This is a genomic window from Citrobacter sp. Cpo032, assembly GCF_030332975.1.
GTDB lineage: Bacteria > Pseudomonadota > Gammaproteobacteria > Enterobacterales > Enterobacteriaceae > Citrobacter > Citrobacter portucalensis.
The window spans coordinates 167,677-181,086 of the sequence record NZ_JAOWGU010000047.1 but is presented as its reverse complement, the minus strand read 5'-3'; the positions used below and the strand labels follow the sequence as shown (position 1 = coordinate 181,086).

Annotated in this window: 14 protein-coding genes; 8 read left to right on the top strand and 6 right to left on the bottom strand. The window is 52.2% G+C overall.

Annotation, left to right across the window (positions count from 1 at the left end; genetic code table 11):
* Positions 1–34 precede the first annotated feature (34 nt).
* The 5 genes from yebS (at position 35) to OGY33_RS17355 (ending at position 6,052) form a co-directional block, all read left to right on the top strand.
* Positions 35–1,318 carry a membrane integrity lipid transport subunit YebS gene (gene yebS, locus OGY33_RS17375; RefSeq protein WP_048216185.1) on the top strand — a complete coding sequence of 428 codons (1,284 nt, stop codon included), beginning with the start codon at positions 35–37 and terminating at the stop codon, positions 1,316–1,318.
* Positions 1,287–3,920, top strand: a complete 2,634-nt coding sequence (locus OGY33_RS17370; RefSeq protein WP_048216184.1) for a PqiB family protein — start codon at positions 1,287–1,289, stop codon at positions 3,918–3,920. Before yebS ends, OGY33_RS17370 begins: the two co-directional genes overlap by 32 nt.
* A gap of 79 nt (positions 3,921–3,999) precedes the next feature.
* Positions 4,000–5,421, top strand: a complete 1,422-nt coding sequence (gene rsmF / locus OGY33_RS17365) for a 16S rRNA (cytosine(1407)-C(5))-methyltransferase RsmF (RefSeq protein WP_191238398.1) — start codon at positions 4,000–4,002, stop codon at positions 5,419–5,421.
* A 100-nt stretch (positions 5,422–5,521) separates the two neighbouring features.
* A complete protein-coding gene (locus tag OGY33_RS17360) occupies positions 5,522–5,758 on the top strand; it encodes a YebV family protein (protein WP_165612495.1) in 237 nt (78 codons plus the stop codon).
* Between the two features lie 102 nt (positions 5,759–5,860).
* Positions 5,861–6,052: a YdfD/YebW family protein gene (locus OGY33_RS17355; protein WP_003034941.1), complete on the top strand. Its 192-nt coding sequence runs from the start codon at positions 5,861–5,863 to the stop codon at positions 6,050–6,052.
* Here the strand turns inward: OGY33_RS17355 and pphA are convergent, their stop codons facing one another.
* The 4 genes from pphA to yobA form a co-directional block, all read right to left on the bottom strand.
* Positions 6,053–6,694, bottom strand: a complete 642-nt coding sequence (gene pphA / locus OGY33_RS17350; RefSeq protein WP_048224177.1) for a protein-serine/threonine phosphatase — start codon at positions 6,692–6,694, stop codon at positions 6,053–6,055.
* Between the two features lie 412 nt (positions 6,695–7,106).
* Positions 7,107–7,445: a YebY family protein gene (locus OGY33_RS17345; RefSeq protein ID WP_003833793.1), complete on the bottom strand. Its 339-nt coding sequence runs from the start codon at positions 7,443–7,445 to the stop codon at positions 7,107–7,109.
* Between the two features lie 20 nt (positions 7,446–7,465).
* Positions 7,466–8,338 carry a copper homeostasis membrane protein CopD gene (gene copD / locus OGY33_RS17340; RefSeq protein WP_103014309.1) on the bottom strand — a complete coding sequence of 291 codons (873 nt, stop codon included), beginning with the start codon at positions 8,336–8,338 and terminating at the stop codon, positions 7,466–7,468.
* Between the two features lie 3 nt (positions 8,339–8,341).
* The gene (yobA, locus tag OGY33_RS17335) at positions 8,342–8,716 is read right to left on the bottom strand and encodes a CopC domain-containing protein YobA (RefSeq protein WP_003833799.1); all 375 of its coding nucleotides are present in this window, start codon (positions 8,714–8,716) and stop codon (positions 8,342–8,344) included.
* Positions 8,717–8,859: 143 nt separating this feature from the next.
* Here yobA and OGY33_RS17330 point away from each other — a divergent pair, with 143 nt between their 5' ends.
* The 3 genes from OGY33_RS17330 (at position 8,860) to exoX (ending at position 10,539) form a co-directional block, all read left to right on the top strand.
* Positions 8,860–9,090: a DNA polymerase III subunit theta gene (locus tag OGY33_RS17330; RefSeq protein WP_003034925.1), complete on the top strand. Its 231-nt coding sequence runs from the start codon at positions 8,860–8,862 to the stop codon at positions 9,088–9,090.
* A 106-nt stretch (positions 9,091–9,196) separates the two neighbouring features.
* Positions 9,197–9,853 (top strand): carbon-nitrogen hydrolase family protein, encoded by a 657-nt coding sequence (locus OGY33_RS17325; RefSeq protein WP_008785043.1) that lies wholly within the window; start codon positions 9,197–9,199, stop codon positions 9,851–9,853.
* Positions 9,854–9,876: 23 nt separating this feature from the next.
* The gene (gene exoX / locus OGY33_RS17320; RefSeq protein ID WP_003833802.1) at positions 9,877–10,539 is read left to right on the top strand and encodes an exodeoxyribonuclease X; all 663 of its coding nucleotides are present in this window, start codon (positions 9,877–9,879) and stop codon (positions 10,537–10,539) included.
* Here the strand turns inward: exoX and ptrB are convergent.
* On the bottom strand, positions 10,530–12,584 hold the full coding sequence (gene ptrB, locus OGY33_RS17315) for an oligopeptidase B (protein ID WP_191238397.1): 2,055 nt from the start codon (positions 12,582–12,584) through the stop codon (positions 10,530–10,532). The two genes, exoX and ptrB, sit on opposite strands and share 10 nt — an antisense overlap.
* 86 nt (positions 12,585–12,670) lie before the next feature.
* Positions 12,671–13,330, bottom strand: a complete 660-nt coding sequence (locus tag OGY33_RS17310) for a tellurite resistance TerB family protein (RefSeq protein WP_048235202.1) — start codon at positions 13,328–13,330, stop codon at positions 12,671–12,673.
* Positions 13,331–13,410 lie beyond the last annotated feature (80 nt).

Here is a 13,410-nt window from a genome sequence, read left to right as displayed (position 1 = left end):
GATAACATTACTTCAACAATTTGATTCGCGATACATGGCCTTAACGACACCACGCATCACGCCAACTAAAAAAATAGCCATCAGGTCCATCGGTGAGGCACTACCTCGTGCACATTATCATCGCTGCCCTGAATGTGACCTGATATTTAGCTTGCCTAAAATGCGTTCGCACCAAAGTGCCTTTTGCCCACGCTGCCAGGCAAAAATTCGTGACGGACGCGACTGGTCGTTAACACGACTGGCGGCAATGGCTTTCACCATGTTGCTGCTGATGCCCTTTGCCTGGGGAGAGCCGCTCCTGCACATCTATTTATTAGGCGTGCGCATTGATGCCAATGTGATGCAAGGCATCTGGCAAATGACCCGACAAGGTGATCCCCTCACCGCCTCCTTCGTGCTTTTTTGCGTCGCTGGTGCGCCACTAATTCTCGTGACCTCAATCGCTTATCTGTGGTTTGGTAATATTCTTGGGATGAACCTGCGCCCGGTGCTGCTGATGCTGGAAAGGCTCAAAGAGTGGGTGATGCTCGATATTTACCTGGTGGGTATCGGCGTCGCATCAATCAAGGTTCAGGACTATGCTTTTTTGCAGCCTGGCGTGGGGCTGTTTGCTTTTATTGCGCTGGTGATCCTCAGTATTTTGACGCTGTCGCATCTTAACGTTGAGCAGCTTTGGGACCGTTTCTACCCGCAAAGACCGGCTCGTCGGCCCGATGAAAAGCTCCGCGTCTGCCTCGGCTGCCATTTTACAGGTTATCCGGATGCCCGCGGTCGCTGCCCTCGCTGCCATATCCCGTTGCGCTGGCGCAGAAATCAAAGTATCCAAAAGTGTTGGGCGGCACTGCTGGCCTCGATTGTCCTGCTTTTGCCCGCTAACCTGCTGCCCATCTCGATAATTTATGTCAACGGCGGCCGGCAGGAAGACACAATCCTGTCAGGCATAATGTCTTTGGCAAACAGTAATGTCGGCGTAGCGGCGATCGTGTTTATCGCCAGTATATTAGTGCCATTCACCAAAGTGATTGTGATGTTTACGTTGCTATTCAGCATCCACTTTAATTGTGAACAAGGGTTGCGCACCCGTATAAAACTACTGCGTATGGTGACCTGGATTGGCCGCTGGTCGATGCTCGATCTCTTTGTTATCGCGTTAACCATGTCGCTGATAAATCGCGATCAGATACTTGCTTTTACTATGGGACCGGCTGCGTTTTATTTCGGCGCAGCGGTAATATTGACTATTCTTGCTGTGGAATGGCTGGACAGCCGCTTACTTTGGGATGCACATGAGTCAGGAAACGCCCGCTTCGCAGACTGAAGCGCAGATTAAAACAAAACGCCGTATCTCCCCGTTCTGGCTGCTGCCGTTCATCGCGCTGATGATCGCAGGATGGCTTATCTGGGGAAGTTATGAAGATCGCGGCAATACCGTGACCATCGACTTTATGTCTGCTGACGGCATTGTGCCAGGCCGTACTCCCGTTCGTTATCAGGGCGTTGAAGTGGGCACGGTGCAGGATATCAACCTCAGCAAAGATCTGCGCAAAATTGAAGTCCGCGTCAGCATCAAATCGAGCATGAAAGATGCTCTGCGCAAAGATACCCAGTTCTGGCTGGTCACGCCGAAGGCGTCGCTGGCTGGGGTTTCTGGTCTGGATGCGCTGGTTGGTGGCAACTATATCGGCATGATGCCCGGTACTGGCGAGGCCGAGGATCATTTCGTCGCCCTCGACACCCAGCCTAAGTATCGTCTGGATAATGGCGATTTAATGCTGCATCTGCGCGCCCCTGATCTCGGATCGCTTAATAGCGGTTCGCTGGTTTATTTCCGTAAGATTCCGGTGGGCAGGGTCTATGACTACACCATCAACCCGAACCATCAGGGCGTAACCATCGATGTATTGATTGAACGTCGCTTCACCAATCTGGTGAAAAAAGGCAGCCGCTTCTGGAACGTCTCCGGTGTAAATGCGGATGTCAGCCTTAGCGGTGCGAAGGTAAAACTGGAGAGTCTGGCGGCGCTGGTCAACGGTGCCATTGCTTTTGATTCACCCGAAGACTCAAAACCTGCTGCGGCAGACGACACGTTTGGTCTATATCAGGATCTCGCGCACAGCCAGCGCGGAGTAATCGTCAAGCTTGATTTACCCAACGGAGATGGACTCAAAGCAGGCTCAACATCGCTGATGTATCAAGGATTAGAAGTCGGTCAGCTCACAAAACTGGATTTAAACCCAGGCGGTAAAGTCACCGGCGAAATGACGGTCGATCCCAGCGTCGTAACGCTGCTGCGTGACAACACACGCATTGAGTTACACAGCCCTAAATTATCGTTAAGCGATGTGAATCTCAGTTCGCTGCTAACAGGTAAAACTTTCGAGCTGGTACCTGGCGAAGGCGAGCCGCGTAACCAGTTTGTCGTTATTCCCGCTGAGAAGTCGTTGTTACACGACCCAGGCGTCATGACGTTTACGCTGACCGCGCCGGAGAGTTACGGTATTGATGCTGGCCAGCCGCTAATTCTTCACGGCGTACAGGTCGGTCAGGTGATTGAGCGTACGCTTTCCAGCAAAGGCGTCTCATTTACCGTTGCAGTTGAACCACAGCATCGTGACCTGGTGCAAGGTGACAGTAAGTTCGTGGTGAACAGCCGCGTGGATGTCAAAGTTGGACTTGATGGCGTGGAGTTCCTTGGCGCCAGCGCCAGTGAGTGGCTCAGCGGCGGCATTCGTATTTTGCCCGGAACCAAGGGCGAAATGAAAAAAAGCTACCCGCTTTACGCTAACCTGGAGAAAGCGATTGAAAACAGCCTGAGCGATCTGCCAACCACTACGGTCAGCCTGAGCGCCGAAACGCTACCTGATGTGCAGGCCGGCTCGGTGGTGCTTTACCGCAAATTCGAGGTCGGTGAAGTGATTAGCGTTCGTCCTCGCGCTGATGCGTTTGATATCGATCTGCATATCAAACCGGAATATCGCAACCTGTTGACCAGCAACAGCGTGTTCTGGGCCGAAGGCGGAGCAAAAGTTCAGCTTAACGGCAGCGGATTAACCGTACAGGCATCTCCCCTTTCACGCGCGCTTAAAGGGGCGATTAGCTTCGATAATTTAAGCGGTGCCAGCGCCAGCCAACGTAAAGGCGACAAGCGTATTCTGTATGCTTCGGAAACCGCCGCGCGTGCGGTCGGCGGCCAGATAACGCTGCATGCGTTCGATGCCGGTAAACTCGCTGCAGGCATGCCGATTCGCTACCTGGGAATCGATATCGGACAGATCCAGACGCTTGAGCTGATCACCGCCCGTAACGAAGTTCAGGCAAAAGCGGTTCTGTACCCGGAATACGTACAAACCTTCGCGCGAAGCGGTACCCGTTTCTCCGTGATCACCCCGCAAATTTCGGCAGCGGGCGTGGAGCATCTGGATACAATCCTGCAGCCGTATATCAACGTTGAACCAGGACGCGGTAATCCGCGCCGTGATTTTGAGCTGCAGGAAGCCACCATTACCGACTCTCGTTACCTCGATGGTCTGAGTATTGTGGTTGAAGCACCAGAAGCAGGTTCGCTGAATATCGGAACCCCGGTTTTGTTCAGAGGTATTGAAGTGGGGACCGTCACCGGGCTGACGCTGGGCTCGCTTTCCGATCGTGTGATGGTTGCCATGCGCATTAGCCAACGCTATCAGCATCTGGTACGCAACAACTCCGTGTTCTGGCTGGCATCCGGCTACAATCTCGACTTCGGCCTGACCGGCGGTGTCGTGAAGACCGGTACCTTCAATCAGTTCATCCGCGGCGGCATCGCCTTCGCGACTCCACCGGGTACACCGTTGGCTCCGAAAGCGCAGGCAGGTAAACACTTCCTGTTGCTGGAAAGTGAACCTAAAGAGTGGCGTGAATGGGGAACCGCCCTGCCACGTTAACCTCTCCACTTGCTCCGGCGTACTCGCGCCGGAGCACTTATGCTACACTGCGCACCTGTTTTTTTGCCGGTGGTACCAAGTGGCTTATTTTCCCGACGCCTTTCTGACTCAAATGCGTGAAGCAATGCCTTCCACGCTCTCATTCGATGAATTTCTCGCTGCCTGTCAGCGCCCGTTGCGCCGCAGCATTCGCGTCAATACGCTGAAAATCTCCGTTGCCGATTTCCTCGCGCTGACAGCACCTTACAACTGGTCTCTCACCCCGGTTCCCTGGTGTGCTGAAGGCTTTTGGATCGAGCGCGATGATGAAGGGTCAGTGCCGCTCGGCAGCACCGCAGAACATTTAAGCGGCCTGTTTTATATTCAGGAAGCCAGTTCAATGCTGCCAGTCGCAGCACTGTTCGCCGAAGGCAATACCCCGGAACGCGTAATGGATGTTGCGGCAGCCCCCGGCTCCAAAACCACGCAAATTGCCGCAAAAATGAATAATCGAGGCGCCATTCTGGCGAATGAGTTTTCTGCCAGTCGCGTCAAAGTCCTGCATGCCAATATCAGCCGTTGCGGGATAGCCAACGTCGCCCTGACCCATTTTGACGGACGCGTATTTGGCGCTGCGTTGCCGGAGTCATTTGATGCCATATTGCTCGACGCACCGTGTTCCGGTGAAGGTGTGGTGCGTAAAGACCCCGATGCGCTAAAAAACTGGTCTGTAGAAAGTAATCTGGAAATTGCCGCGACCCAGCGCGAATTACTCGACAGCGCCTTCCACGCCCTGCGTCCCGGTGGCACATTGGTTTACTCGACCTGTACGCTTAATCGTGACGAAAATGAAAATATCATGCAGTGGTTGATTGAGACCTACCCTGATGCCGTCGAGTTTTTACCTCTGGGCGATTTATTTCCGCAGGCCGAACGCGCCCTGACGCCGGAAGGATTCCTTCATGTATTCCCGCAGATTTACGATTGCGAAGGTTTCTTCGTTGCGCGTTTGCGCAAAATAGCTGCAATCCCTGCACTACCTGCGCCGAAGTACAAAGTCGGTAACTTCCCGTTTAGCCCGCTTAAAGGGCGCGAGTCTGCGCTTGTCACGCAAGCCGCGAGCGCTTGTGGACTGCAGTGGGAAGATAATTTGCGCCTGTGGCAGCGCGATAAAGAGATCTGGCTGTTCCCGACTGAAATTGAACCTCTGATTGGCAAGGTTCGCTTTTCTCGACTTGGGATCAAACTGGCCGAAACCCACAATAAAGGGTATCGCTGGCAGCATGAGGCCGTTATCGCCCTCGCCGACCCGAACCACAGCCATGCATTCGAACTGACCCTTGCCGAAGCGGAAGAGTGGTATCGCGGTAGAGATGTTTACCCGCAAACCGCACCGACGACTGATGACGTACTGGTTACGTTCCAGCATCAGCCGATCGGTCTGGCAAAACGCATTGGATCGCGACTGAAGAATAGCTACCCGCGCGATCTTGTCCGGGATGGCAAACTCTTTACGGGATAACGCACGTTTTTACTGGCGCTTTTGCTAACGTTGACTACGCTGAAAAATGGACGCCCTAACTGGTCGTACCACAACCAGCAAATTAACGGAGAGCACGATGATGAAAACCAGTGTGCGCATTGGCGCTTTTGAAATCGACGACGCCGAGTTACATGGCGAATCGCCGGGGGACCGAACGTTAACCATTCCGTGTAAATCCGATCCGGATTTATGTATGCAACTGGATGCCTGGGATGCCGAAACCAGCGTCCCGGCCCTGTTGAACGGAGAACATTCAGTACTATTTCGCGAACACTACGATCGTAAGTCAGATGCCTGGATCATGCGCCTTGCCTGATTCAAAAAGAACCCGTCGCCAGACGGGTTATTTCTTGGTTAATTTCCCTCATCTATCAACATCTTCTACACTACAGGTATGGCTTTACCATTTGAGGATGGAATGTTCACGCTGGTTCTTTTTGTGTGCTATCTGGATGGCGGTTGTGAAGATATCGTGGTTGATGTCTACAAAACTGAGCAGCAGTGCCTGATATCGATGGACGATCAACGTATTCGTAACGGCGGATGTTTACCTGCGGACGACTACATCGACAGTTTCTGGCATCCGGCCCAGGAATACAGCGATTTTTGATTATTGCAGTTGTACCAGCGTTAACTCGCCACCAAATACAGCACCGGTATCAATATAGTGTAAATTCTCGCGATCCAGCCGATGGCGCAGCGGCGTGTGGCCAAACCAGAAGTGATCCGCGCCCTGAATCGCACAACCACTGTTCATCAGCCTCGAACGGTCCCACAGCACGCGCTGTAAATCGATCTCTTTTAGCCACTGATAATCATCATCCGGGTAATCGGCATGAGCAATAACGTGTATACCGTTCTGACAATGCAGCTCCAGTATCCAGGGTAACTGCCAACACGCTTCAAGAGCAAATTTCGCTGCCGGTTGCTCCGCCTGCTCGAACCACGAGCCACCATTCATAAACCACATGAATTGATCCCCCGTCGCCAGCGCGTCCAGCGCCATCTGTTCATGATTCCCCCTGACCGCGACAATCCAGTGTTTACGCAGTAGTTTCAGACAACGCAAACTGTCTGGTCCACGGTCGATAACATCCCCCACTGAAACCAGCAAATCCTGCCAGGGATCAAAACGGTACTGGCGCAGCTTAGCCATCAGCATCGAGAAGCATCCGTGGATATCCCCAACCACCCAGACGTGACGCCACTGCGTACCGTCGATTCGTTGATAGATATTGCCAGGTCGTCCCATGTCGCCTCCAGAGTACAAGGGTACCTGATTATAATTTTAGCAATGTTGGTAAAAAAGCCTGGACGATCGTGGGCAGGAGTATGGTATGGTTTATGGAGAATGCAGCATGCAATACGCCGTGTTTTGCCCTGGATGGCATCGCATTCGCCACATAAAAAGAGACCGAATACGATTCCTGTATTCGGTCCAGGGAAATGGCTCTTGGGAGAGAGCCGTGCGCTAAAAGTTGGCATTAATGCAGGCTAAGTTACCCTGCCATTTAAGAATAGATGACAGCGCCAGGTTTTCCAGTCCGCGACTAAAGTGGCCGGAAAAAAAGGACGTTTGTTACGCATCCAAACGCAAAAACCGCAAGTTCTCCTGCGAGATGCTTGCGGTTTTTTATTGGAAATCAGAGCGCTACATCTGACAATTAGCAGAGCTTTTCTGCACGCTCTACAAACGGTGCCAGGCTCATTTTTTCGCCCGGTTTCGCCGGATCATCAATCTGGATAATCTCGATCGGCTTAGCCGTGGTTTTTCCGCTCTCCACCTGCTGTCTGGCGACATCATTCAACGGGTATTGCACCAGCGTACTGGGATTGATGACATACAGCGCGTTACCTGGACGGCAGGTCAGCATCACCTCTTCCCGATTAAACGCCCACTTATCTTTGCCAACCTCAAAACGGCTGACGGTAATGACCTGCGGCGCAGCCAGCGCGGCTCCGGAGCTTGCCAGGAGTAATAAAGAGATAATGATTTTTTTCATGCGTTTCGCCAGTCCATCAATCAGAAAGGTTCAAGGGTTGCAAACAAGCTGACAATCGCCAGCACAACGGCTCCTATACCCCATTCCAGCTTGGTCATCCAAATAAAATAGAGAGTCATGCCACGGTTATCCTGCCGCATGCGTGGTACCAGAACATACCGATTCACCAGCGCAATCGCCACCATTAACATGACCAGGGCACCTTTTAACAAAAGCAGTCGCCCGTAAGCCATGTGCCAGGGAACAGAAAAACCGACAATAAACAGCGCATTCATAATACCGGTTAGTAAAACACCGATAACGAAAAGATGCCCATAGCGTGAGAAGCGCATCATGGTACTGATGGCCTGTTCCCGCCAGCGACCTTGCGCCATTCGCATACAATAAAGTACGGGCAGCAAACCGCCGAACCAGGCGGCAGCGCATACCAAATGTAAGGCGTGGTTAACCTGCTGGATTGCGCCAGGGATACCGCTGTGCAGCGTCGCATGTCCGACGCCAGCCAGCAAAATAAACTGCGCAATTGTCAGCATTAACAGCAGTCGCGGCATACTGCGTGGCACCATGATGGTCACCACCAGCGTGACCAACGCGAGGATAATCTGCCATAACCAAACGCCGCCAAATTGCGTTTGCAACACGGCGAGCCAAACATCAGGAAAGACAACATCCCGCCAGCCTGAGCCCATTAACCCACCCTGAATCGCCAGCATCAGCGTCGCGCTGATAAAGCTCCACGTCGCAGCATGCCGTTGCAGACGTAAAAAACGACGCATCATTAAACGACGAACCGAAACGGGGGCCAGCCATGCGCCGTAAAGCGCACAGCCAAACACCAGCATCAAAGCGGTAAAATGGATAAACCGTAGCGTAACCCAGGTAAATGCCAGCATTGGTTATTTCACGCTAAAGGTATATTGCCCCTTCGTCTTGTGACCATCCACGGAGACAACGTGCCAGTCGACCGTATATTTTCCTGCTTCAAGCGTTTGATCAAGCGGAACAATCAGCTGCGTTTTGTCCTGCTCACTGCGCGATGCCTTGCCCGTTTTGATCTGTTCTTTGTTAGGACCGGTCAGCGTTGCACCGCTGAATCCCGGCTCTACGCCTTCAGAAAAATTCAGCGTCAACGCCTGAGGAGATGCCGCAACTTCAGCGTTAGCCGCCGGACTTTGTTTTGTGAGGTGGGCATGCGCCAATGCCGCAGGTGTAGCCAGGACGCTGGCGAGTACGATGAGCGCGTTGCGAAGCATAGATGCAGATGAAGCCATTTCAACTATTCCTTTTTGTTATGTCTAACCTGTAGAGAATAACCTTCTACAATGGTCGAGTCGAGAATCATCATTTCTGTCTTGCCATTAACGCACACTCTTAGTAACTTTGCGCGCCGAAAGACAGAGAAAAGGAGAAGCCCATGAACATCAATCTGGCCAAACTTGAGCAAGCGGAAATGGACAAGGTCAATGTCGATCTGGCTGCGGCTGGAGTGGCATTTAAGGAACGATACAATATGCCCGTTGTTGCAGAAGTTGTTGAACGCGAACAGCCAGAGCATTTACGCGACTGGTTCCGCGAAAGACTCATCGCGCACCGCCTGGCATCCGTTTCGCTTTCACGTTTACCTTACGAGCCTAAAGTTAAATAAAACTTATATTACGTTACGATTCCTTACATGACGCCTGCTACAGTATAAGCATATTCTTAATCCACACATTAAGGATGGTTGTAGACACTATGAAAAGGAAATCATTATGTCATACTGGAAAATCGCAGCAGCACAATACGAACCTCTTCACACCTCAGTTACCGAACATGTCGCGCATCACCTGCAATTCATTCATGCGGCAGCTCAATGCCAATGTGAATTGCTGGTCTTCCCTTCCCTCTCATTGCTGGGTTGTGTTGATGAGAATGACGCGCTTCCTGCCCCACCCGATGAAGCGCTGTTAGAACCTCTCGCACATGCCGCCGCGACTTATCGCATGACGATAATTGCGGGACTACCGGTAGAACATAACAACCGGTTCGTGAAAGGCATTGCACTTTTCTCTCCCTGGATGACTTCGCCACTAACCTTCCATCAGAGCCACGGGGCCTGTATTGCCAGACAGCGAAATGCCATCAGCGTTGTAGATAGCCAACCGGAAGGCATTGATATCGACCCGGCCTATTCGCTGTTCACCAGCTGCCAGTCAGTCAGTGAACCGGAACTGCTCTCCTCTACATCTCGCCTACAAAGTTTCTCACATAAATTCGCCATCGCGGTATTAATGGCCAATGCGCGGGGTAGCAGTGCGTTATGGGATGAACGAGGTCGATTGATTGTTCGCGCAGACAGCGGTTCGTTACTGTTAACCGGCCAACGCACGCCACGGGGTTGGCAAGGTGATATCATTCCATTACGCTAGTCGTTTTGGGTCAGGAGCATGGCATGTTGCGCATAATAGATACAGAAACCTGTGGTCTACAGGGAGGCATTGTTGAAATTGCTTCTGTCGACGTGGTTGATGGAAAAATAGTCAACCCCATGAGCCACCTGGTACGCCCTGACCGCCCCATCAGCCCACAGGCGATGGCTATCCATCGCATTACTGAAGCAATGGTGGCCGATAAGCCATGGATTGAAGACGTCATCCCGCAGTATTACGGCAGCGAATGGTACGTTGCGCACAATGCCAGCTTTGACCGCCGCGTATTGCCCGACATGCCCGGGGAATGGATTTGCACCATGAAGCTCTCCCGTCGGCTGTGGCCGGGGATTAAATACAGCAACATGGCGCTGTATAAATCGCGCAAGCTGAGCGTCCAGACGCCAGCGGGTCTCCACCATCACCGCGCCCTGTACGATTGCTACATCACTGCGGCACTGCTGATCGACATCATGCAGACGTCAGGCTGGACAGCCGATCAAATGGTCGATATTACCGGCCGTCCCGCGTTACTCACTACTTTCACTTTTGGTAAGTACCGCGGAAAACCGGTATCAGAAGTGGCTGAGCGCGATCCGGGCTATCTGCGCTGGTTATTTAATAACCTTGACAATATGAGCCCGGAACTGCGATTAACGCTAAAACACTATTTGGATCACGCCTGAGCAGGCAGTGTTCCCTGCGCCAGTCCAATCAAAAAAGCGTACTCAAGGGCCACGCCTTCGTAAGATTTAAAACGCCCGGATTTACCGCCGTGTCCGGAATCCATATCCGTGCAAAGTAGCAGCAAACGATCGTCCGTTTTCAGCTCACGCAGTTTTGCCACCCATTTTGCTGGCTCCCAGTATTGCACCTGGGAATCGTGTAATCCCGTCGTGACCAGCAGATGTGGGTATGCCTGCGCGGTTACATTGTCATACGGGCTGTAGCTTTTCATATAGGTGTAATACTCTTCGTCCTGCGGATTACCCCACTCTTCAAACTCACCGGTCGTCAGGGGAATTGATTCATCGAGCATTGTGGTTACCACATCGACAAACGGCACCTGAGCAATAACACCATGGAAGCGTTCCGGGCGCTCATTAATGGCGACGCCCATTAACATGCCTCCGGCGCTTCCGCCCATGCCATAACATAACTCAGGCGCGCCATAGCCCATTTTTAGCAACGCATCACAGACGTCGAGGTAATCATTAAAAGTATTTTTCTTGTGCAGAAACTTACCGTCCTCGTACCACTGTTGTCCTAATTCACCACCACCACGCACATGCGCAATAGCATAAACAAAGCCGCGATCCAGTAAGCTCAAACGGCTGCTGCTGAAATCGGCGTCCATGCTGGCGCCATATGAGCCATAGCCATAAACCAGTAACGGATTTTTTCCTTTCAGGAAATACTTTTGATGATAAACCAGCGAAACCGGAATCTCGGTGCCATCACGCGCGGTTATCCATAGGTGTTCGCTACGGTAATTCGCCGCATCAAATCCGGGGACCTCCGTCTGCTTAAGCACACGACGTTCCCCGGTGTCCATATCCAGTTCAAACAACGTGTCCGGGGTGGTCATGGAGGAATAGCCATAGCGCAGGCGCGATGTCTCCGGCTCTGGATTATAGGCAAGCCAGGTCACATAAGCCGGATCGTCAAAGGCGATCCCGACCACTTCGCGCGTTTTACGATTAATCTGTCGTAGGCTGGTTAAGCCGCGCTGACGCTCTTCTACCACCAGCCAGTCAGTGAATAGCGTAAAGCCCTCGAGCATCACGTTGTCGCGCGGAGGGATCAGCGTCTCCCAGGCTTGCTCATCACGAACACGGGTACGATACAGGCCGAAATTTTTCCCCTGACGGTTGGAGCGCAGATAAAAATTGTGTTGATAGTGATCGAGACTGTATTCATGGTCTTTGCGTCGCGCTAAAAAGACCAACGGTTCGGCATCCGCCAGTTCTGCGTCAAGCAGTAAAACCTCACTGGTGGTCGCGCTGGCGATATGAATAACCACATAGTGTAGCGAGGTGGTTTTATGCAGGCTGACATAAAACATATCATCGGCTTCTTCATACACCAGCTCATCCAGTGACGATGGCGAGCCGACCGTATGTCGCCACACCTGATACGGCAATAATGTTGTTTCGTGCTTGCGCACGTAATAGAAAGTCTGAGAATCATTCGCCCAGACCAGATCCGCTTCGACGTTTTCCAGCACTTCCGGATACCAGTTGCCGCTTTGCAAGTTGCGAAAACGCACGCCATATTGCCGGCGAGAGAGATAATCTTCTGCCAGCGCCATGATGGTGTTATCCGGAGATATCGCCAGTCCTCCCAGCGTATAAAACTCGCTGTGTGCCGCGCGCTGGTTCCCATCCAACAGAGTATCCCAATCATCCCACTCTTCATTGAAGGCAGACTGACGCTGATAAATAGCATATTCGCACCCCGGTTCATAAATATGCCGGTAGCGATAACCATTCTTCACATAGGGGGCGGAAGCATCCTGAGGCGGGATACGGTCGATAATTTCTTTCAGGACGCGATCCTGCAAAGCCTGCTGCGAGGCCATAACCTGGCGGCCATACGCATTTTCTTGTTGCAGATAATCCAGCACTTCTGGCTGCGAGCGGGTGTCATCTCGCAGCCAGTAATAATTATCAACACGAGTATCGCCATGCTGCGTCATGGCGCGGGGAATACGAGAAGCTTTTGGTAGCATGTCATTGTTCTTTTGCTTAAACATCCTATAAGGGTGGCAAAAGACAGCAATGATGCAAGCGAAACATGCGCCTTAGCGGTAAGTAATTAACCCGGTAAAGCCTGTTTTTGTTCTTTGAGATCCTGTTCAATGCCTTCACGAACATCCTGCGGGATCTTCAACGCATCGCCCAGCGCATTGAGATAGCTACGCTCCATAAAGTGGTCGATATCAATCGCCGCACAGCTCAGGAAGTAAATTTCTAGCGCTTCTTCTTCGTTGCGGATCCCTTGCGCCAGGCGCTGGGGATCTAACGGTTGTTCAATGGCTCGTTCAATCAGAACGCGGCCCTGCTCTTCCACGCCCGCTTCACGAAGCTGCTGCTCAATGGCCGCTCGTTCTTTAGCATCAATATGACCGTCGCTTTTCGCCGCAAAAACCAGCGCCAGGATCAGACGCTCGGTTCGCTCATCCAGCGGTGAGCTTTGTACACCGAACTGCGGCTCATCCTGATGCGCAGCGCGAACTTTATCTTTGTATTTGTTCCATAACACGGTACCGGCAACCGCACCGCCGCCCACCAGAAGCGCGCTGGTGCCGTATTTACTCAGTAATTTACGTGAAGATTTGTTGGCAACCAGTAATCCTGCCAGACCGCCTAACGCGCCTGGAACCAGAAGTTTACTCAGCCCTTGCTCGCCAGAAGATGACGTGGAGGATCCTTTTTGCCCAAGAAGAGATTGTAGTTGATTCAGCCAATTAGCCATTTTGCCCCTCAAGTACAGACGAATAATCATCAAAGCGTACCCGAGGGGATGTCAGGAAGTGTTCAGGTCATCAAAAGATG